The 20,574-nt window shown below is 62.8% G+C and carries 16 protein-coding genes and 1 pseudogene; 12 read left to right on the top strand and 5 right to left on the bottom strand.

The genetic code is table 11. From position 1 onward, the window contains the following. Window positions 1-19: 19 nt before the first annotated feature. From NKH52_RS20805 to gltX, 6 genes and pseudogenes are all read left to right on the top strand, one after another. A pseudogene (locus tag NKH52_RS20805) lies at window positions 20-562 on the top strand (DNA-3-methyladenine glycosylase I); the annotation flags it as partial. 129 nt (window positions 563-691) lie between these two features. After that, window positions 692-2,368, top strand: a complete 1,677-nt coding sequence (locus NKH52_RS20800; RefSeq protein ID WP_352732982.1) for an NAD+ synthase — start codon at window positions 692-694, stop codon at window positions 2,366-2,368. Between the two features lie 37 nt (window positions 2,369-2,405). After that, entirely contained in the window at window positions 2,406-2,816 is a 411-nt protein-coding gene (locus tag NKH52_RS20795; protein WP_352732979.1) for a GNAT family N-acetyltransferase, read from the top strand. Window positions 2,817-3,196: 380 nt separating this feature from the next. Further along, complete coding sequence (locus tag NKH52_RS20790; protein WP_352732977.1) at window positions 3,197-5,002, top strand: ABC transporter ATP-binding protein; 1,806 nt, start codon at window positions 3,197-3,199, stop codon at window positions 5,000-5,002. Between the two features lie 231 nt (window positions 5,003-5,233). Further along, entirely contained in the window at window positions 5,234-6,439 is a 1,206-nt protein-coding gene (locus tag NKH52_RS20785) for a hypothetical protein (protein ID WP_352732974.1), read from the top strand. 185 nt (window positions 6,440-6,624) lie between these two features. Further along, entirely contained in the window at window positions 6,625-7,998 is a 1,374-nt protein-coding gene (gltX, locus tag NKH52_RS20780) for a glutamate--tRNA ligase (protein ID WP_352732972.1), read from the top strand. On the opposite strand, the gene NKH52_RS20775 is transcribed toward gltX, so the two are convergent. From NKH52_RS20775 to NKH52_RS20765, 3 genes are all read right to left on the bottom strand, one after another. Then, the gene (locus NKH52_RS20775) at window positions 7,916-9,124 is read right to left on the bottom strand and encodes a DUF2865 domain-containing protein (protein WP_352732969.1); all 1,209 of its coding nucleotides are present in this window, start codon (window positions 9,122-9,124) and stop codon (window positions 7,916-7,918) included. The genes gltX and NKH52_RS20775 overlap by 83 nt on opposite strands. A 90-nt stretch (window positions 9,125-9,214) precedes the next feature. Further along, window positions 9,215-11,539: an NADP-dependent malic enzyme gene (locus tag NKH52_RS20770; RefSeq protein WP_352552978.1), complete on the bottom strand. Its 2,325-nt coding sequence runs from the start codon at window positions 11,537-11,539 to the stop codon at window positions 9,215-9,217. Between the two features lie 177 nt (window positions 11,540-11,716). Continuing rightward, window positions 11,717-12,496 carry an SDR family oxidoreductase gene (locus NKH52_RS20765; RefSeq protein ID WP_352732966.1) on the bottom strand — a complete coding sequence of 260 codons (780 nt, stop codon included), beginning with the start codon at window positions 12,494-12,496 and terminating at the stop codon, window positions 11,717-11,719. A 118-nt stretch (window positions 12,497-12,614) separates the two neighbouring features. Here NKH52_RS20765 and NKH52_RS20760 point away from each other — a divergent pair, with 118 nt between their 5' ends. Together NKH52_RS20760 and NKH52_RS20755 are read left to right on the top strand one after the other, a co-directional pair. Further along, a complete protein-coding gene (locus NKH52_RS20760) occupies window positions 12,615-13,430 on the top strand; it encodes a UDP-2,3-diacylglucosamine diphosphatase (RefSeq protein ID WP_352732963.1) in 816 nt (271 codons plus the stop codon). Between the two features lie 124 nt (window positions 13,431-13,554). Beyond that, a complete protein-coding gene (locus NKH52_RS20755) occupies window positions 13,555-14,769 on the top strand; it encodes an MFS transporter (RefSeq protein ID WP_352732961.1) in 1,215 nt (404 codons plus the stop codon). Here NKH52_RS20755 and dgcA read toward each other — a convergent pair. Then, the gene (dgcA, locus tag NKH52_RS20750) at window positions 14,740-15,723 is read right to left on the bottom strand and encodes an N-acetyl-D-Glu racemase DgcA (protein WP_352732960.1); all 984 of its coding nucleotides are present in this window, start codon (window positions 15,721-15,723) and stop codon (window positions 14,740-14,742) included. The two genes, NKH52_RS20755 and dgcA, sit on opposite strands and share 30 nt — an antisense overlap. A gap of 76 nt (window positions 15,724-15,799) precedes the next feature. Between dgcA and NKH52_RS20745 the strand changes: the two genes are divergently transcribed. From NKH52_RS20745 to NKH52_RS20730, 4 genes are all read left to right on the top strand, one after another. After that, a complete protein-coding gene (locus NKH52_RS20745) occupies window positions 15,800-16,987 on the top strand; it encodes an MlaE family ABC transporter permease (protein WP_352732958.1) in 1,188 nt (395 codons plus the stop codon). Window position 16,988: 1 nt separating this feature from the next. Further along, entirely contained in the window at window positions 16,989-17,810 is an 822-nt protein-coding gene (locus NKH52_RS20740; RefSeq protein WP_013531884.1) for an ABC transporter ATP-binding protein, read from the top strand. Window positions 17,811-17,824: 14 nt separating this feature from the next. After that, entirely contained in the window at window positions 17,825-19,198 is a 1,374-nt protein-coding gene (locus tag NKH52_RS20735) for an MlaD family protein (protein ID WP_013531883.1), read from the top strand. A 79-nt stretch (window positions 19,199-19,277) separates the two neighbouring features. Further along, window positions 19,278-19,886, top strand: coding sequence for an ABC-type transport auxiliary lipoprotein family protein (locus tag NKH52_RS20730; RefSeq protein ID WP_502908075.1), 609 nt, complete (start codon window positions 19,278-19,280; stop codon window positions 19,884-19,886). A 51-nt stretch (window positions 19,887-19,937) separates the two neighbouring features. On the opposite strand, the gene NKH52_RS20725 is transcribed toward NKH52_RS20730, so the two are convergent. Then, complete coding sequence (locus tag NKH52_RS20725) at window positions 19,938-20,552, bottom strand: 3'-5' exonuclease (protein WP_352732953.1); 615 nt, start codon at window positions 20,550-20,552, stop codon at window positions 19,938-19,940. Between the last annotated feature and the right edge of the window lie 22 nt (window positions 20,553-20,574).

Below are 20,574 nucleotides of genomic sequence, written 5' to 3'. Positions count from 1 at the left end.
TTTAATTGACTCATCGGTAGTCATCGAGCAGAAATGGCCGGGCTTCGAGGAGGCGTTTCTGCGCTTCGAGCCGAAGCGGCTGTTGTTCCAGCCCGATGATTTCTGGCACGATCTGACGGCCGACCAGCGCATCGTGCGCAACCCGCAGAAGATCAGATCCGTGCGCAACAACGCTGCCTTCGTCGAGCGCGTGTCGAAGGAATATGGCGGTTTCGGCCAATTCCTCGCCAACTGGCCGGCTGACGACCAGGTCGGGCTGATGGCCTGGCTCGGCAAGCATGGCAGCCGGCTGGGCGGCAATACGGGCCAGTATTTCCTGCGCTGGCTGGGTTGGGATGCGTTCGTCATCTCGAGCGATATGGCCGCGGCGTTGCGCGACGCCGGCCTAGACATCGCCGAAAGCCCGACTTCGAAGAAGGACCTGGACAAGATCCAGAGGCAAATCAACCAATGGGCAGCGGAGACGCATCTGCCGCGCCGGCATATTTCACGCATCCTGGCGATGTCGATCGGCGAGAACCATTCGCCGCAAGCGCTGCGCGAATATATGGGCGACGACTGATACCTGGTCGTATCGCCACGATTGAAGTACGTTGATCGGTCCGTACACGGTTGACGTATGTCAATCGGTCCGAATTGGTCCAAACGAACGCCATTGCCCGGGCAATTTTGCCGCGCTAAGTCAGCAGGCATGACCAAGAAGCTCGACATCCTGCGCATAGCCGTCGCCCAGCTCAATCCGACTGTCGGCGACATATCAGGCAATCTCGCCAAGGCCCGCGAGGCGAGGGCGGATGCCGCGCGTCAAGGCGCCGATCTCGTGCTCTATACCGAGCTTTTCCTCGCCGGCTACCCGCCGGAGGATCTGGTGCTGAAGCCGGCCTTTTTGAAAGCCTGCGAAAAGGCGGCACAGGATTTTGTCGCCGACACCGCGGATGGAGGTCCCGGCGTCATCATCGGCACGCCGTTGAAGCGCAAGAGCGGCACGCACAATTCGATCGTCTTCGCCGATGGCGGCAAGATCATCGCCGAGCGTTACAAGCTCGATCTGCCGAACTACGGCGAGTTCGACGAGAAGCGCGTGTTCCAGGCCGGACCCGAGATCCAGGGGCCGGTCAATTTCCGCGGCGTGCGCATCGGAGTTCCGATCTGCGAGGACATCTGGGGCGATGTCGATATCTGCGAGTCGCTGGCCGAAAGCGGCGCGGAAATCCTGTTGGTGCCGAACGGCTCGCCCTATTACCGGGCCAAGATCGATGTCCGCCACCAGGTCGTCATCCGCCAGGTCATCGAATGCGGGCTGCCGATGATCTATGCCAACCAGCTTGGCGGCCAGGATGAGCTGATCTTCGACGGCGCGTCGTTTGCCATTGGCGCCGACAAGACGCTTGCCTTCCAGATGAGCCAGTTCGAGGAAGCGGTCGACGTCACTACATGGAAACGCCAGGGCGATCACTGGGTCTGTTCCGAAGGGCCGATGTCGAAAATCCCGGACCGGGAGGAGGCCGACTATCGCGCCTGCATGTTGGGTCTGCGCGACTACGTAAACAAGAACGGCTTCAAGAATGTGGTGCTTGGTCTGTCCGGCGGCATCGATTCGGCGATCTGCGCGGCGCTCGCCGTCGATGCGCTCGGCGAGGAACGCCTGCGCGCCGTCATGATGCCCTATCGTTATACCTCGAAGGACTCGCTGAAGGATGCCGAGGATTGCGCCCGGGCGCTCGGCTGCCGCTACGACGTCGTGCCGATCTTCGAGCCGGTCGAAGGGTTTCTGCACGCGCTGACGCAGATGTTCGAAGGCACCAAGGAAGGCATCACCGAAGAGAATCTGCAGAGCCGTGCGCGCGGCACCATCCTGATGGCGATCTCCAACAAGTTCGGCTCGATGGTCGTCACCACGGGCAACAAGAGCGAGATGTCGGTTGGCTACGCCACGCTCTATGGCGACATGAATGGCGGCTTCAATCCGATCAAGGATCTTTACAAGATGCAGGTCTACGCGCTGTCGCGCTGGCGCAACAGCCACGTGCCGCCGGGCGCGCTTGGTCCCTCGGGCGAGGTGATCCCGAAAAACATCATCGACAAGGCGCCATCGGCGGAATTGCGCGAGAACCAGACCGACCAGGATTCGCTGCCGCCCTATCCGGTGCTGGACGATATCCTCGAATGCCTGGTTGAGAACGAGATGGGCGTCGACGACATCGTCGCGCGCGGCCATGACCGGGCGACAGTGACGCGCATCGAGCACCTGCTCTACATCGCAGAATACAAGCGACGGCAGGCGGCGCCGGGCGTGAAGATCACCAAAAAGAATTTTGGCCGCGACCGCCGCTATCCCATCACCAATCGTTTCAGGGATCGCAGCTAAGTACCGAAAGCGCGCGGCGGTTCGGCCGGAGACAGCCATGCCCGATTGTGAAATCAGCTTCGACATGTCACGGATCGATTTCCGTGCGACATCGGACCTGTTGATGGCAAGCTATTGGGGCGCCGGACGCAGTGACGAAGTCCATCGCCGCGCCTTTGCCAATTCGCTTTGCGTCGGCGCCTATGTCGATGGCAGGCAAGTCGGCTTCGGGCGCGCGATCACCGATCGCACGGTGTTCGCCTATCTCGCCGATATCATCGTCTGGCCGGAGAATCGCGGGCAAGGCATAGGAAGCCGGCTTGTTCAGGCCCTGATCGACCATCCGGAGGTCAGGACCGTTTTCCATTGGAGCCTGTCGACCAGCGATGCCCATGGCATGTATGAAAAGCTCGGGTTCAAGCCATCAACCGATGGCCGCTACATGCGCTTCGATCGCGTTCCTGAATGAGGCGCGGCTTGCCCGCCATTGTTGCAAAATAATCGCAGTGGTTGGACCAGATACGCTTTTGGCGTCAGCCCGTCTTGGCCATTTATCGGAGCGTCTCTATAAGGACCCCTCCGCAATTGTCTTGCGGGAGGTCCGAATGGCAGTATTTCACATGGTAATGCGAGGCCGCGAAGCCTAGGTCTCATCCGGCGCTCAGCGAAGGTTTGCCCTTCGTGCTGATGCCGGATCGAGCACAGGCTTATGCCGATGCCGGTCGCCGCCCGATTATGGGCGAGACGCCAAATATGCCACTCCGCTTTCCGGGCACTCATTGGCCCCTTGCGCGGCTTCTTCAATTTTCGACCTACTGGGATCGGGCTCGTTTGTGCCCGAATGACATCATGGCTCGTTTTAAGATCGATTTGCGCGCGAGCGCCTTTCGCAGCGTTCTTGGCTTCACGCTTACCCATTGGCGGCGCCAGCCGTGGCGGCTCTCGCTCATCATGGGCAGCTTCCTGCTGTCGACGCTGGCCGATGTGCTGACGCCGCTCTATTCCGGCCGGCTGGTCGACGCCGTCGCCAGCAGCGCTGGCGCCGACGCGATTGCCTGGAATGCCGCGCTGATGGCGTTCTCGATGCTGATGGCGCTCGCGCTGGCCGGCGTTGTGTTGCGCAACCTGGCGTTCATGGGGATCGTCGAGCTGACGTTGAAGATGATGGCCGACATCGCCGCCGATGCTTTCCATCGCGTCCAGCGCTTTTCCACCGACTGGCATGCCAACAGCTTTGCCGGCTCGACCGTGCGCAAGGTGACGCGCGGCATGTGGGCGCTCGACCTGCTCAACGACACCATCCTCATCGCGTTGCTGCCGTCGATCGTCATGCTGGTCGGCTCGACGTTGCTGCTCGGCTGGTTCTGGCCTTTGATGGGTGCGGTCGTTGCTGCCGGTTCGGTGCTGTTCATCACGGTGACGGCGCTGCTGTCACTTGGTTATGTCGCGCCGGCGGCAAGGCTCGCCAACACCTGGGATACCCGCCTCGGCGGCTCTCTGGCCGACGCGGTCAGCTGCAATGCCGTGGTCAAGGGCTTTGGCGCTGAGGAGCGCGAAGAACGCCGCCTCGCCAAGGTCGTCGCCAAATGGCGTGCGCGCACACGGCGCACCTGGGTGCGCGGCACCATCAACGGCACCACGCAAGGGGTGCTGCTGCTGGTCATGCGCGCCGCGGTGATTGGCCTGGCGCTGATGCTGTGGTCGTGGGGGCAGGCGAGCGCCGGCGACGTTGCCTTCGTGCTGACCTCGCTTTTCGTGCTGCAGGGCTATCTCAGGGATATCGGCACGCATATCCGCAATCTGCAGCGCTCCATCAACGATATGGAAGAGCTGGTCGATTTCCAGTCCGAACCGCTCGGCATCGAGGACCGGCCAGGTGCCGAGCCGATCCGGATCACCGAAGGACGGATCAGCTTTGACAACGTCACCTTTCACTATGGCCATCACCGATCGGCGCTTTACCGCGACTTTTCGGTCGATATCGCGCCGGGTGAGCGCGTCGGGCTGGTCGGCCATTCGGGGTCGGGCAAGACCACCTTCGTCAAGCTTATCCAGCGGCTCTATGACGTGAATGCGGGGCAAATCCTGGTCGACGGCCAGGACATCTCGCAGGTGGCGCAAGCCTCGCTGCGCGGGCAGATCGCCATCGTTCAGCAGGAGCCGATCCTGTTCCACCGGTCGCTGGCCGAAAACATCGCCTATGCCAGGCCGAGTGCGACGCAGGAGGAGATCGAGCATGCCGCGAAGCTGGCGAGTGCGCACGATTTCATCACCAACCTGCCGAAGGGCTACGGTACGCTGGTCGGCGAACGCGGCGTGAAACTGTCGGGCGGCGAGCGGCAGCGCGTGGCGATCGCGCGCGCTTTCCTTGCCGATGCGCGCATTCTGATCCTCGATGAGGCGACATCGAGCCTCGATTCGGAATCGGAGGTGCTGATCCAGCAGGCGATGGAGCGGCTGATGGTCGGCCGCACGACACTGGTCATCGCGCACCGGCTTTCGACGGTGAGGGCACTGGACCGGCTGCTGGTCTTCGATCGCGGCAACATCGTCGAGGAGGGCTCGCATGACGAACTGATCCGGCTGAAAGGCGGCATCTACCGCCGCCTGTTCGAGCGCCAGGCGTTGGAACTGACCAAGGGACTTGTGAGCTGAATTGAGGCGGCCTCCCGCTTCGGCCGGAGGCCGCCTCTGTCCGGCACGGTCAGCCCAGCGGGCTGGAGCAGGGCATGCGATCGCAGGGCCGCGGCCAACCCGCCGATCAGCGCCGTGATGCTGGCCGACTTGATTTGCCTGTGAAGTCCTGTCCGGATAGTAAGTCTTGAGACCTCTGTTCATCATACCGACCGAGATACGTTGTTTCTACCAATGGTTGATATATATCCGATGGAGAGCAACCTACGGACGTTCTTCACGATGCATCTTTCTGCGAATGCCGAGGAAAAGTTGGCTGCGCCGTCAGTGCTGGAATCTCAGCATGGCTCGGTTCGTCCGCTCGCTGCCGAAGATCTCGAGCGCGTCGCCGCACTCTTCCTGATGAAGTTTCGCCGGCGGCGGCGTCACCTCCTCGATCGCGCAATCGCCGAGACGGCCGCGTATATGAGAGAGATTTATCTCGACCCTGCCGGCCACTCCGGTGAAAGCAACGCTCTTGTCCAGATCAACCGGCAGGGTCGTCTGGGTGGATTCCTCGGCGTTCTGAAAGCCCGCTACGAGATCAATGGAGCGCCATTGAATGCGGCGATCATCGGGCCGCTCATGGCCGACCCCGGCACCGATGACGGCTCGGCCGGACCGCAATTGCTGCGTGCCTTGCATCAAGGCGAATTCGATCTGCAGCTGACCGATTCAGCCAACCGGACATCCTTGGCCTTCGCGCGCCCGATGAAGTATCAACTCCTGCCGGTGCATTGTCTGGGATGGACATATGTTTTCCGGCCGGCGGGAATGGCCGCCGCCGCACTGCACCGTAAATGGCCTGGCCTACCTCACCTCATACTCGACCCCTTTGCGCGAGCATTCGATGCTCTTGCGAAAAGAAGGTTCGAGCTCCCCGTCCAGCATTCATCGTCGCATCGCACCCACCGTGAGCCGATCGATGCCGTGCAATTTGCCGAGAAGCTGCCGACCCTCCTGTCTGGTTACGCCCTTCGGCCAAGTTGGAAGGATGGGGAATTGCCACGGCTGCTTGCGCTGGCGGCCGAGAAGCGGGCCGACGGCCCCCTTCATTTCGGTGGGACCTACGACGAAACGGGCAAAATGCTCGGTTGTTATGCCTTCTACGGTCAAGCCGGCGACATGGCGAACCTGTTGCAAATCCAGGCATTCGGATCGCACTGGGGCGCGACACTGGATGCGCTTGTCGCCGCCGCATGGGAGATGGGCTGCGTCGGCATCACCGGACAGACGCAGACCAAATTCATCCCCCAGCTCTTTGGCTACAAGAATGTCTTCTTCCGCTATGCCGGGGGAACGATGGTCCGCTCGCGGATCGCCGAGGTCACGGAAGCGGTCCGCTCCGGCGACATCTTTATCGGTGGATTGGTGGGCGACCGCTGGACCCGCCTCAGTTCCGATGATTTCGGCCGCTGATCGCCTTCAACCGGTCGTCGGCCCCAGCGGCTGGCAGCGCTCGGTTACAAAGGCCGTCTCCGGACTGCGCGCCTCCTGAGGCGTCCACCGCCCGGTCTTTTCATTCCAGCCGCCATGTTCTATGTCTGCCGGGCAGCGCGGGGGCGCGTCTTGTCAATCGTAAAAGCATCCGGTACGCCCCGCTCATGACAGTTACCGTTCGTTTCGCCCCTTCGCCGACCGGCCGCATCCATATCGGCAATGCGCGCACGGCTCTGTTCAACTGGCTGTTCGCCATGAACAACAAGGGTCGCTTCATACAGCGCTTCGACGACACCGACATTGCGCGCTCGAAGCAGGAGTTTTCCGACGCCATCCTCTACGACCTGCATTGGCTGGGCATTTTTCCCGACGCCACCGAGTACCAGTCGCGGCGCTTCGAAGTCTATGACGCGGCGGTCGAGAGGCTGAAGACGGCAGGCGTTCTCTATGCCTGCTACGAAACGCCGGAGGAACTCGATCTCAGGCGCAAGGTGCGCCGCACGCGCGGCCTGCCGCCGGTCTATGGCCGCGAGGCGCTGACGCTGACGCAAGAGCAGATCGACGAGTACCAGGCCGATGGCCGCCGGCCGCACTGGCGGTTTCTCCTCCCCAATTTCTCAGGCGATTCACAACAGCCGGAACGCACCGAAATCCACTGGAACGACCTGGTGCGCGGCGAGGAAACCGTCGATCTCGCTTCGCTTTCCGATCCGGTCCTGATACGCGAAGACGGCACCTATCTCTACACGCTGCCTTCTGTCGTCGACGACATCGAGATGGGCGTCAGCCATATCATCCGCGGCGACGACCACGTCACCAACACCGGCGTGCAGATCGCCCTGTTCCAGGCGCTGGCTGCCGAGCCGCCAGTGTTCGGCCACCATAATCTCCTGACCACCGCATCGGGCGAGGGCTTGTCGAAGCGCACCGGCGCACTCTCCATCGAGAGCCTGCGCGAGGACGGCATCGAGCCGATGGCCGTCGCATCATTGGCCGTGCTGGTCGGCACTTCGGAGAATGTCGCGGCGGTGCCGACGATGGGCGAACTCGCCGAACGCTTCGATCCGGCGGCGACATCGAAATCCGCCGCCAAGTTCGATCCGGACGAGCTGTTCGTGCTCAACCGGTCGCTGCTGCACCACATGCCGTTCGCCGAGGCACAGGACCGGCTGATCGTGCTTGGCGTCTCCGGCGAGCAGGCCGAACCGTTCTGGCTGGCGGTGCGCGGCAATCTCGACCGGCTGGCCGATGCGGTCAACTGGTGGCGTATCCTGCGCGAAGGACCGCAGGAGAAGCCGGAATTTTCCGATGACGACCGCGATTTCCTTCGACAGGCCTTCGATCTGCTGCCGGAGGAACCTTGGACCGCGACGATCTGGAAGGACTGGACGGGCAACATCAGGGAAGCGACCGGCCGCAAGGGCAAGGCGTTGTTCATGCCGCTCAGGACAGCCCTTACCGGACTGCCTTCGGGGCCGGAGCTTGCAGATCTATTGCCGCTGATGGGTCGGGAAGGAACGTTGGCCCGACGACCCTGACCTTCCGCTGTTCCGGCGGCAAGGCTGATATCGGCGACGTCACCGGCTTGGCGGAAACCCGCTTGATCGTCTCGCGGTCGAGCCCGCCTTCCTGATTGGCCAGCGTTTCGGGATCGGCACCTGGATCCGGTTTGGAGATCGGCACCGGAATGAACGGTGCGGAGTCCGTCTCGGGTTGCAATTGTTCCGGATTCGGCGGGTTGCCGGCGATGATCTGAAAACCCTGCGCGGCGGCGTTGCAGCCGCAAGCCGGCGGCCGCGATGGCTGCTTGTAGAGATAGGCGGTCGGCAATTCGCTGTAGGGCCGGCCGGTGACAGATGACGTCATCGAGGCCGAATCCTCGCCCATGCCGCGCGAGTAGAAAACCTGCATTTCGGTGCCGGGGCAGCTCGATTCGCAATTCTTCTGGTCACGTTCGAAATCGCCAGCCGAGGCTGAGTTCGACATCGGGAAGAAGTAGCCGTCGCAGGTGCGCACACAGGAGGTGTGGAACTCACCGCCGACGCTCGGAAAATCGGGTATGCCGGGCTGGTTGAGCACCCGGCGGACGCTGCGCTCCTCGCCAGGATCGTCAAGCTGGTCAGGTGGATCTGGCGTATCGAGCTGCTGGCTGTTGCCGCCGAAAAGCTGATCGAACAGGTTTGCGCTGCCGCCGTCGCGGTTGGCTTCCTGCAAAGGCGTCCGCCGAGGCGCTACGATGTCGTCGCGGCAGCCATTGGCGTCAAGCGCCGCCAGGATGCGTCCGCGGTCGCGGCGAGAGCCGCCGCTGGCCAGCCGCTCGCGCTTGTTCTGCAAGGCGTCGAGATTGGCATTCATGCGGTCGATCGTGGCGTTGAGCCCGGCGCATTGATTGAGGTTGCGGCCAAACAGCGAAAAACCGCACCCGGCCCGGCTCGCTTGGCTGCGAGCCTTCGAAATCTGCTCATGCTGCCTGGCAATTGCGGAATCGTATTTCCGGATCAGCGCCGGACCGCCACCGCCGCCGCGCGAGGACGCGGCAAGATCGGCTTCCAGCTGGCGGCAGACCCGCGAAGCAGCCTGTGGCTCGGCCACCCCCCAGGTTGCGGACAACAGGAGGCCAAGCAGCACGGCAGCATGCGCCTGCTTCTTCCCTCCGCTTGCCATCCGCCCAAACTCCGCCTGCCAAATCCCGACTGTTAGCCCCGCAAGGCTACCGTGTTCGCGGTTAACTGCAGTTTACCGCGAAATCCGCGTTCAGCCCAGATTGACGACCGCCTGTGCCTTGTGGGCGGCTTCGACCACGGCAAGCGCCGTCATGTTGACGACGCCGCGCGAGGTGACCGACGGGGTCAATATATGCGCCGGCATGTCGGTGCCGAGCAGGATCGGCCCGACGTGTAGCGCATCCGTCATGGTTCTGAGCGCCGTCAGCGTGATGTTGGCCGAATCGAGGTTGGGGAACACCAGCAAATTGGCTTCGCCCTTCAGCCTCGAATGGGGATACACGCGCTGGCGCAGGTGCTCCGACAGAGCAGTGTCCGCATGCATCTCGCCATCGCATTCAAGGTCAGGCGCGATGCGCGCCAGGATCGCCGCTGCTTGCCGCATCTTCAGGGCACTGGGCGAATCGCGCGAGCCGAAATCGGAATGCGACAAGAGCGCTGCCTTAGGCTCGATGCCGAAGCGCTGGATTTCTTCCGCCGCCAGCACGGTCATTTCGGCGATTTCTTCCGCCGTCGGGTCGACGGAGACGTGGGTGTCGGTCAGGAAGATGATGCCGCGCTGCGAGATCAGCATGGAAAGCGTCGACAGGTCGTGGTCCTTGATGCCGGCGCGGGGGCCGATGATCAAGGTGACGTTGCGCAGGTGCCGCTCGAAGCGCCCTTCTAGCCCACAGACCATGGCGTCGGCATCGCCGCGTTTCAGCGCAAGTGCTGCGATCACCGTGTTGTCGGTGCGGACCATGGTGCGCGCGGCTTCCGTCGTGACGCCACGCCGGCCGGCGAGTTCGATCAAAAGGTCGACATAATGGCGATAGCGCGGATCGTCTTCCGGGTTGATCAGGCCGAAATCGACACCAGGCTTGATGCGCAAGCCGTAGCGCTTCAGGCGCACCTCGATGACGTGCGGGCGACCGATCAGGATCGGCTCGGCGATGCCTTCCTCGAGCACCACCTGGGCAGCGCGCAGCACGCGCTCATCCTCGCCGTCGGCATAGATGACGCGCTTGGCGCTCGACGCCTTGGCGGATGAGAACACCGGCTTCATCACCAGGCCGGAGCGGAAGACGAAGCGGTTCAGCTTGTCGATATAGGCGGCGAAGTCGGTGATCGGCCGCGTCGCGACGCCGGTGTCGCAGGCTGCCTTGGCGACCGCGGGCGCTATGCGCAGGATCAGGCGCGGATCGAAGGGCGAAGGGATCAGGAATTCAGGGCCGAAGATCGGCGTCTCGCCGGAATAGGCGCGTGCCGCGACGTCGGATGGCTCTTCGCGTGCTAGCGCTGCGATCGCCCGCACCGCCGCCATCTTCATCTCCTCGTTGATAGCGCTGGCACCACAGTCGAGCGCGCCGCGAAAGATGTAAGGAAAACAAAGTACGTTGTTGACCTGATTGGGAAAATCAGACCTGCCTGTGCAGATCATCGCATCGGGACGCGCCGCACGCGCCGTTTCCGGCATGATCTCGGGATTGGGGTTGGCCAGCGCCAGGATCAGCGGTTTTGGCGCCATGTGCTCAAGCAGTTCCGGCTTCAGCACGCCTGCCGCCGACAAGCCGAGGAAGACATCGGCGCCCGATATGACGTCGGCCAGCGTGCGCGCCTCGGTGTCCTTTACATAAGGGTCTTTCCAGCGATCCATCTCATCAGTGCGGCCCTTGTAGGCAACGCCGAAACGGTCGGTGACCCAGATGTTTTCGACTTTGGCGCCGAGCGAGACCAGGAGGTTGAGACAGGCAAGGGCGGCAGCCCCGGCGCCGGAGGTGACGATCTTGATGTCCGATATGGTTTTTCCGGCGAATTCCAGCCCGTTGAGCACGGCGGCGGCGACAATGATGGCGGTGCCGTGCTGGTCGTCGTGAAAGACCGGTATGGCCATGCGGGCCTTCAACTGCTCCTCGACCTCGAAACATTCCGGCGCCTTGATGTCCTCGAGGTTGATGCCGCCGAAGGTCGGCTCCAGGGCCGAGATCGTCTCGACCATGCGCTCGATACCGGGCGCGTCGATCTCTATGTCGAAGACATCGATGCCGGCAAACTTCTTGAACAGGACGGCCTTGCCTTCCATGACCGGTTTGGAGGCCAGCGGGCCGATATTGCCGAGGCCGAGAACGGCCGATCCGTTGGTGACGACGCCGACCAGATTGGCGCGCGCGGTATAATCGGCGGCGGTCGCCGGGTCGTCGCGGATTTCCAGGCAAGGGGCGGCGACGCCAGGCGAATAGGCGAGCGCGAGGTCGCGCTGATTGCCGAGCGGCTTGGTCGCCTGGATCTCGAGTTTTCCCGGCCTTGGGTGCTTGTGGAAGTAGAGGGCGGCTTCGTCGAGGTCCGAACGTGCCGTCTTTTTGCTCTCGCCTTCCATGCGGCCGCTCCCTCGAAATCTGGCTGGAGATTCCCTTTTAGCATGCAGCCGTGGTTTTTCGCGACGCTAATTGACGCGCCGAGAGCTTTACCCGGCGGCGCGTCGAAAGCCACAATTAATCAGATGCTTATGTTGATTTTCTGACAGACGATTCCTGCAGTTTCACGGACAAGTTGATCAGAATGCGCTGACGTAGAGACCACCATCGATCGGTATGTTCTGCCCGGTCAGATAGCCGGCATGGACCGAGCACAGGAAGGCGCAGATCTGGCCGAATTCCTCCGGCGTACCGAGCCGCTTGGCCGGAACGTCGGCGCTGATGCGGGTCTTGCGCGCGGCTGCGGCCTCAGGGCTTTCGACACTGCCGGCTTCATGCGGGCCGCGCAGCCGGTCGGTGTCGAGCTTGCCCGGCAAAAGACTGTTGATGGTCACGTTGCGGTCGACAACCGTTCTGGCCACGCCGGCAAGGAACGAGGTCAGGCCGGCGCGCGCGCCGGACGACAGGTCGAGGCCGGGGATGGGCACATAGACCGACAGCGAGGTGATGTTGACGATGCGGCCGAAGCCGCGTGCCGCCATGCCGTCCAGCACGGCCTGCACGAGCTCGATCGGCGTCACCATGTTCTGGGTGACGCCTTCGAGGATCTTTTCGCGATCAAGCGTGCGGAAATCGCGAAGCGGCGGGCCGCCATTGTTGTTGACGAGGATGTCCGGCTCGGGGCAAGCCGCGAGCAGCGCCTTCTGCACCTCCGGCTTCGAGACGTCGCCGACGACTTCCGTCACCGTGACGCCATAGCGCTCGCGCAACTCAGCGGCGGTTTTCGCCACCAGTTCGGCGTTGCGCCCGTTGACCACGACATCGCAGCCGGCCTCGGCCAGCGCCATGGCGCAACCGCGCCCAAGTCCCTTGCTCGAAGCGCAGACGATGGCCTTCTTTCCGCGGATACCAAGATCCATGACGATTTCTCCTGTGATTTGGCCGGCAAGCTAGTCCTTCGGCTGGACCAATCGCAACCGTCATACGGTTGTTGCATGAATCGGGGCATAGGCTCGCGAAAGCAACGGTGAAATCGCGATGTCCGGCCAAGAGCCCCGCACTTTCCGCAGCATGTTCATCTCCGACGTCCATCTGGGCTCGAAGGCGGCCAAGGCCGAGTTCCTGATCGATTTCCTTCGATATCACGATGCCGATATCATCTATCTGGTGGGTGACATCGTTGACGGTTGGCGGCTGCGGCGGAGCTGGCATTGGCCGCAAAGCCACAATGACGTCGTGCAGAAACTGCTGCGCAAGGCGCGCAAGGGCGCCAGCATCACCTACATCGCCGGCAACCATGACGAGTTCGCCCGCCAGTTCCAGGGCGTGCATTTCGGCGGCATCGTCGTTGCCGATCGCGCCATCCACGAGACCGCCGACGGCAAACGCCTGCTCGTCATCCACGGCGACCAGTTCGATACCGTCGTCCACAATGCGCGCTGGCTCGCCTATCTCGGCGACCACGCCTATGACGCGGCCATGCTGGTCAATCGCGTGGTGACGCGGCTGCGGCAACTGCTCGGCCTGCCGTATTGGTCGTTTTCGTCCTGGGCCAAGCACAACGTCAAGAAGGCGGTGAACTTCATCGGCTCGTTCCAGACCATGCTTGCGGACGAGGCGCGCCGTTCGCATGTCGACGGCGTCATCTGCGGCCACATCCATCATGCCGTCATCGAGAATTTCGGCGATGTCCAGTACATCAACACCGGCGACTGGGTGGAAAGCTGCACGGCGGTGGTCGAGCATTTTGACGGCCGCATGGAAATTCTGACCTGGGCGAAGGTGCTGCCAGAGTCGCTGGACGAGCCCTTTATCCCGCTGCTCATCGAAGATCGGGTAGGGCAGGCAGCATAGTCCGAAGTCTTTTCGGGCTTCGGAATCAATCGATTAGTCCAAACGGTTTCGCCCGGTTTTCGTCCATGTTAAGGGATCGACACGCGTTGCCGTCCGGTCGAATACAGCGCGATTGGATCGATTCATGGCCCTGCCGCAGCTCTCGCCCGAACAACTCGTCAAGCCGCGCCATTTCGAACTGCGCATGAGCCTGATCTTCGCGACGCTGTACGTGCCGCTCGGAACGCATTTGCCTTATTTTCCCCTGTGGCTGCAGGCCAAGGGTTTTCACGCCGAGCAGATCGCCGTCATTCTGGCGGCGCCGATGTTCCTGCGCGTGGTGACGACGCCGTTACTGACCGCGCTGGCCGACCGTGCCAGGGACCGCGCCGATGTCTATGTCGCGCTGATGGCTGCATCACTGCTCTTGTCGGCAGGCTATTTCCTGCCGCCGACCTATGCGATGGTGCTGGCGGTCTCATTGGCGCTGACCATTGTCTGGACGCCGCATTCGCCGATCGCCGATTCGCTGGCGCTTTCGGGTGTCCGCCGCTTCGGTTCGAACTACACAAGCATGCGCAAATGGGGCTCGATCTCCTATCTCTGCGCCAATGTCGCCGGCGGCTTCATTCTGTCGGCAACCGGTTCGCAGGCCGTTCCGGTTGTCATTCTGGCGGCGTTTGCCGCGGCCCTTGCCGCCGGGCTGCTGGCGCCGCGTCTAGGCCGTCCGCGGCGCGCCTCACCGCTGTCGGCCGCCGACATCCAGCATTCGGCGCCGAAGCTTCTCAACCCGTATTTCCTGTATTTTTCCGTCGGCGTCGGCGTCATCACCGCCAGCCACGCATTCCTCTACGGTTTCGTCTCCATCTATTGGAAATCGATCGGCATCAGTGATTCGGTTGTCGGTCTCTTATGGGCTTGGGGTGTGGTGTCGGAAGTCTGCATGTTCATGATGTTCACCCGCTTTTTTGACCGGTTCTCCGTCGTGTCGATCATGGCGATGGCGGGGATCGGCTCCATCGTGCGCTGGATCGCCTTTCCGCTGGTCTGGCCGCTCGGCCTCGGCATTCCCGGTTTCTTCGGTGTCCAGTCGCTGCACTCGGTCTCGGTGGCGCTTGGGCTGATCGGCCTACAGAAGATGATCGGCGAAACCGTCTCCGAGGAGCGGACAGGTGCCGCGCAAGGCATTGCCTATTTCTCCAACGGCTTCTTCATGGCGGTGGTGACGCTGGCGTCCGGCCCGCTCTACGACCGTCTCGGCGTGGACGGCTTCTTTGCCATGATCCCGATCGCCTTGATCGGGCTGGTGCTCATCGGGCTTGCTGCGCGCTCAGCCCCACAGCGCCACATCGGGCGGTGACACCAGCGATCCCTGGTAGATAAGGCCCGGTACCCGGTCGCGGGCAAGCAGCAGCGGACCGTCGAGGTCGACGAAATCGGCATGCTGGGCAAGCAGCACCGCTGGCGCCATCGCCAGTGACGTGCCGACCATGCAGCCGACCATCACGCCGAAACCGAGTTCGCGGGCGCGATCGCGCAGCACCAGTGCCGCTGTCAGGCCGCCCGACTTGTCGAGCTTGATGTTGACGGCATCGTAAAGACCGACAAGCGCTTCGAGATTCCCAGCCTCGTGCACGCTTTCATCGGCGCAGATCGGCACGGGATGGGCGATATGGCGCAGGATCTCGTCACGACCGGCCGGCAGCGGCTGCTCGATCAGCGCGATGCCTTGTTCGGCGGCAAAGGCGAGGTTCGCAACGATGTTGTCGTCGCTCCAGCCCTCATTGGCGTCGAGGATGATGCGGCTGTCTGGCGCTGCCTGCCTGACCGCGCGGATGCGGGCAATGTCGTTGTCGCCGCCGATCTTGACCTTGAGCAGCGGCCGCGCGGCATTGGCGCGGGCCTGCGCCGCCATCGCCTCCGGCTCGCCCAGCGACAGCGTGTAGGCGGTTTCGAGCGCCTGCAAGGGAAGAGCACCTATCGCGACTGCTACCGAGGTTCCGCTGAGCTTTGCCTCCAGATCCCACAGGGCGCAGTCTATGGCGTTGCGGGCGGCTCCGGCCGGCATCGCATCGAGCAAGGCGGTCCGGCCGATGCCACCGGCGATCCGGCCACGCATGGCCTCGATCGCGTCGCGCACGCCCTCCATGGTCTCGCCATAGCGCTTGTAGGGGACACATTCGCCGCGGCCGAAGTGGCCGCCGTCGCCGATCGTGCAGGAGATCACCTCGGCTTCGGTCTTGGAACCGCGCGAAATGGTGAAGGTTCCGGCGATGGGAAAACGCTCGGCCTCGACCGAAATGACACGCGCCATATTTTTCTGCTCCTGCTATGCGACAAGCGTTGTCGGCAAATCGACAGGTCAGACCCGTCAGGCTAAACAGGACGCCATGTTGACCATCGGCAAGCGCGACGCAAGCGGCACGACCGCAGGGGAGGCTGACCACGAACCGCGCGTGGCGATCGGCGAGGAGGATGGCGTTCTTGGCTGCGCTTTCTCCGGAATCTGGACCACAAGGACCGTCGCGGTCATCGACGCCGACATGCGCAAGATCGAAAAGCGAAGCGGCTTCAAAACCTTGGCGCTCGATGTTTCCAAGATCGAGAAGATGGACACCGCCGGCGCCTGGCTGATCGACCGGCTGGTCAGCGCCTTCGAGAAGAAGGGCGTCGAGATCCAGATGCAAGGCCAGAGCGAGATCGCTTCGATCCTGCTCGAAGCTGTCGGCGAGGCCGTGCGGCGCGAGCCCGAATCCGGCCCGGCGCGACCGCCCAACATCGTCATTCGCGCGCTGGAGGCGGTTGGCCGCCGGGTCTACGAGATGCGCGACGATTTTCTCGCCTCGATGAACATCCTCGGCGCCACCATCCGTGGCGCGCAGATGAAGCTCGGCCGTGGCCATGCCGTCAACCCGGCGGCGATTTTCAACCAGATCGACCGCATGGGCGTCGGCGCCATTCCGGTGGTGGTGCTGATGTCGGCGATCGTCGGCGCCATCGTTGCCCAGCAAGGCGCCTATCAGCTCAGCTATTTCGGCGCCGATATCTTCGTCGTCGATCTGGTCGGCGTGCTGATCCTGCGCGAGCTTGGCGTGCTGATGACGGCAATCATGATCGCCGGCCGCTCCGGCAGCGCGATCACCGCCGAGATCGGCTCGATGAAGATGCGCGAGGAGGTCGACGCGCTGAAAGTCATCGGGCTCAATCCCATCGGTGTCCTGGTCTTTCCGCGCCTAGTGGCGCTGGTCATCGCCTTGCCGTGCCTGACCATTATCGCCAATTTCGCCGCGCTCGGCGGCGGCATACTGGCTGCCTGGCTCTATTCCGACATCCCGCCGGCCGCCTTCATCGACCGCCTGCGCGTCGCCATCGATCTCAGCACCATCTTTGCCGGCCTGATCAAGGCGCCGTTCATGGCCATGATCATCGGCACGATTGCCTCGGTCGAAGGCATGAAGGTCGGCGGCAGCGCCGAATCGCTCGGCCAGCATGTTACCGCTTCGGTTGTGAAGTCGATCTTCGTCGTCATCATCCTCGACGGACTTTTCGCCATGTTCTACGCAGCGATCGAGTTCTGAGATGAAGCTGCGAAACAGGAAAAGGGCAGGCGCATTGGCTGATGACGCGGGCGAGGGCGACATCGTGCTATCCGCGCACGACATCAGCGTGTCCTTCGCCGACAAGCTTATCCTCGACAGACTGTCGCTCGACATAAGGCGCGGCGAAATCCTTGGATTTGTCGGCGCCTCGGGTGCCGGCAAATCCGTTCTGCTGCGCACCATTCTCGGCCTGACGCGCAAGCAGTCGGGTACGATCAAGCTGTTCGGCGTCGATATCGAGAAAGCTGATGATGCCGAGCGTCTGCGCATCGACATGCGGCTTGGCGTGCTGTTCCAGCACGGCGCGCTGTTCTCGGCGCTGACAGTGCTGGAAAACGTCCAGGTGCCGATGCGCGAATATCTCGACCTGCCGCGAAAGCTGATGGACGAACTGGCGATGCTCAAGATCGAGCTGGTCGGACTGCCGCCCGATGCGGCGCAGAAATTCCCGTCCGAACTGTCCGGCGGCATGATCAAGCGCGCCGCGCTGGCCCGCGCGCTGGCGCTCGATCCCGACATCGTCTTCCTCGACGAGCCGACATCGGGCCTCGATCCGATCAGCGCGGCGGAGTTCGACGAGCTGGTGGTCAAACTGCGCGATACGATGGATCTGACCGTCTACATGGTGACGCATGATCTCGACACGCTGTTCACCGCTTGCGACCGGGTGGCCGTGCTCGGCAAGAAGAAAGTGCTGGTCGAAGGCACCATCGACGACATGCTGAAGAGCGAGGAACCGTGGGTAAAGTCCTATTTCCGCGGAAAACGCGCCCGGCAACTTGATCTTGCGGCGCGCGCATAGCCATAAGTGAGACAATGGAAACCAGAGCCAACTACGTCATTGTCGGCATCTTCACGCTGGCCGCGATCCTGGCGGCGTTTGCCTTCGTCTACTGGACGGCGGCGATCGGCGACAAGGGCGAGACGACGTTGCTGCGCGTGCGCATTCCGGGCTCGGCGTCCGGGCTTGGCCGCGGCAGTTTCGTGCTGTTCAACGGCGTCAAGGTCGGCGACGTCAAGCGCGTCTATATCGACGTCGACAATCCGACGGTTGCCATCGCCGATACCGAGATCGACCGCATGACGCCGATCACCAAATCGACGCAAGCCGATATCGGGCTTGCCGGTCTGACCGGGCAGGCCAATATCGAACTCAAGGGCGCCGATCCCAAGGAGGTAAAACTCCTCGACCAGGCGGAAAAGGAAGGTAAGGTCGCCGAGATCGTCGCCAACCCGTCGGCGGTGACCAACCTCTTGCAGACGGCGCAGAATATCTTCACCCGCGCCGACAAGGTGCTGACCGAGCTCGAAGGCTTCACCAAGGACGTTCGCGGGCCGCTGACGCAGACCGTCCAGAATGTCCAGACCTTCTCCGATGCGCTGGCCAAGAATTCGGACGGGATCGACAAGTTCCTGTCCGCCGCCAGCACGCTGGCGGATGAGCTGAAAGGCGTTTCCGGCAAACTCGACGGCACGCTGAAAGCAGCCGAAGGCCTTCTCAACGCCGTCGACAAGGACAAGATCAAGAGCATCGTCGCCAATGTCGACGCGGTAACCGGTAACCTCAAGGAGACGTCGAAGCAGCTCGACGGCGTGATCAAGAACGTCGATACAGCCGTGGGGTCGGTCAACGATTTCGCCAAACGGACGCAAGGCACGCTGGCCAAGGTCGACAACGTGCTCGACGGTATCGATCCCGCACAAGTGCGCTCGGCGCTCGCCAACATCCAAAAGGCCAGCGAGAGCGCCGACAAGGCCGCCGCCGACATTGCGGAGGTGACCCACAAGTTCGCCAACCGGGCCGACGACATCGACCAGACGATCAAGGATGCAAAGCAGCTCGCGCAACGGCTCAACGATGCCTCGGTGCGCGTCGATGGCATTCTTGCCAAGGTCGATACCTTGCTCGGGTCGGGCCAGGCCGACGGCGTGATGGCGGATGCCAGGGCGACGCTGAAGTCGTTCAAGCAGGTTGCCGACACGCTGAATGCCCGCCTTGGCGTCATCACCGACAATCTGGCGCGCTTCTCGGGACAGGGGCTTTCGAATGTCGAGGCTTTGGTGCAGGACAGCCGCCGTTCGATCAGCCGCATCGAAGAGGCGGTCACCGATCTCAGCCGCAATCCGCAGCGCATCCTTTCGGGTGGCGACGGCGAGGTTCGGCAATTCGATGGCAGGGCGCGGCGTTGACTTCGGCGACGGCGCGCCCCAGAAACATGAGCCGCGAAGACGGGTCGATCTTACGATCCGGGGACAACGGGGATCGCGCGTGAAGTCTGTGTGGGTGAAAACGGGCGGGTTGACTTCGGCTGCGGCACTGCTTGCCTTGACGCTGGCCGGCTGCGCGGCGTTGGGCGGCAAGCCCGCGCCGCTCGATACGTTCGAGCTGTCAGCGCCTTCGGTCGACGCGCAGGGCCATAGCCGCCGGCAGATCCTGATCGCGCAGCCGTCGGCGCTCAAGGCGCTGGACAGCCAGAACATCGTCATCAAACCGTCGGATCGCTCGATCCAGTATCTCAAGGGCGCGCAATGGGCCGACCGGCTGCCGCTGATCGTGCAGGCGCGGCTGGCCGAGACGTTCCAGCGCTCGGGCAGCTTTGCCGGCGTCGGCAAGCCGGGCGAGGGCCTGGCGATCGACTATCAGGTGATCGTCGAAATCCGGTCCTTCGAGGTGCGTGTCGACGGCGGCGAGCATGCCGAGGTCGACCTGTTCGTGCGCATCCTGAACGATCGCAACGGCGAGGTCCGTGCCTCCAAGAGCTTCACCGCAGCCGCACCCGTCTCGGGCAGCGGCAATCCTGCCTATGTCAGCGCGCTCGACAAGGCGTTCGGCGACGCCGCCGGGCAGATCGTGAGCTGGACGGATTCGGTGATCTGAGCGCGGGGGCGCCGGAATCCCACAAAGCTTCATCCCTCCAGGCTTCTCTACCTACAAGCGGTCGAAGATTTCCGGGCGGAGCTTTCCGGTCTTCATCAGGTGCTGCAGGGTATAGGTCACGGAAAGTGCGTCATCGAGCGCGTCGTGCCCCTGCAATGGCGGGTGCTCGACGCCGTAGTAATCCGCAAGCTTGTTGCTCGGCGTTCTCGCCAGATCCTCGATCGGCATTCCGGCCGCGATCAGCAGCTTGACGGCATTGTCAAACCGGGTGGCCGGGATCGGAGGCTGAATGCCCGCGACATAGCAGCTGATGGCGATCATGTTCAATTCGTCCTTGCCCCAGGACCAGAATCGCGACCCGTCGGAAAAGCGATCGACGTCGGCGAGCGCATCTCCTAGCGCCACGCCTTCGGTCTCCAGATCTTCCTCGGTGATGCCGGTCAGTTTGGCGAAGAACGGGTCGAGGGCGTATCTCTGACCAAACCGGTCGACCGGTCTGACATAGGCCTTGTGTGTGCCGAGCAGGGGAAAGTCACCTTCAAGTCCAAGCCTGACCGCGCCAATCTGTGCGATGACGGGGTCGGGGTCGTGGGCCGCGCACCAAAATCTGCGTTGGGAGCCCTCAAGGCAAAGAAACTCACAGTCGAAGATGATTGCCGTCTTCACAGTCAGCATCCTCATGAAGCAG

The sequence above is a fragment of the Mesorhizobium sp. M1066 genome (assembly GCF_040318635.1).
In the GTDB taxonomy this organism is placed as follows: Bacteria; Pseudomonadota; Alphaproteobacteria; order Rhizobiales; family Rhizobiaceae; genus Mesorhizobium.
Note: the sequence above shows the minus strand (reverse complement) of the source record. Positions and strands in the feature narration are given on the sequence as shown.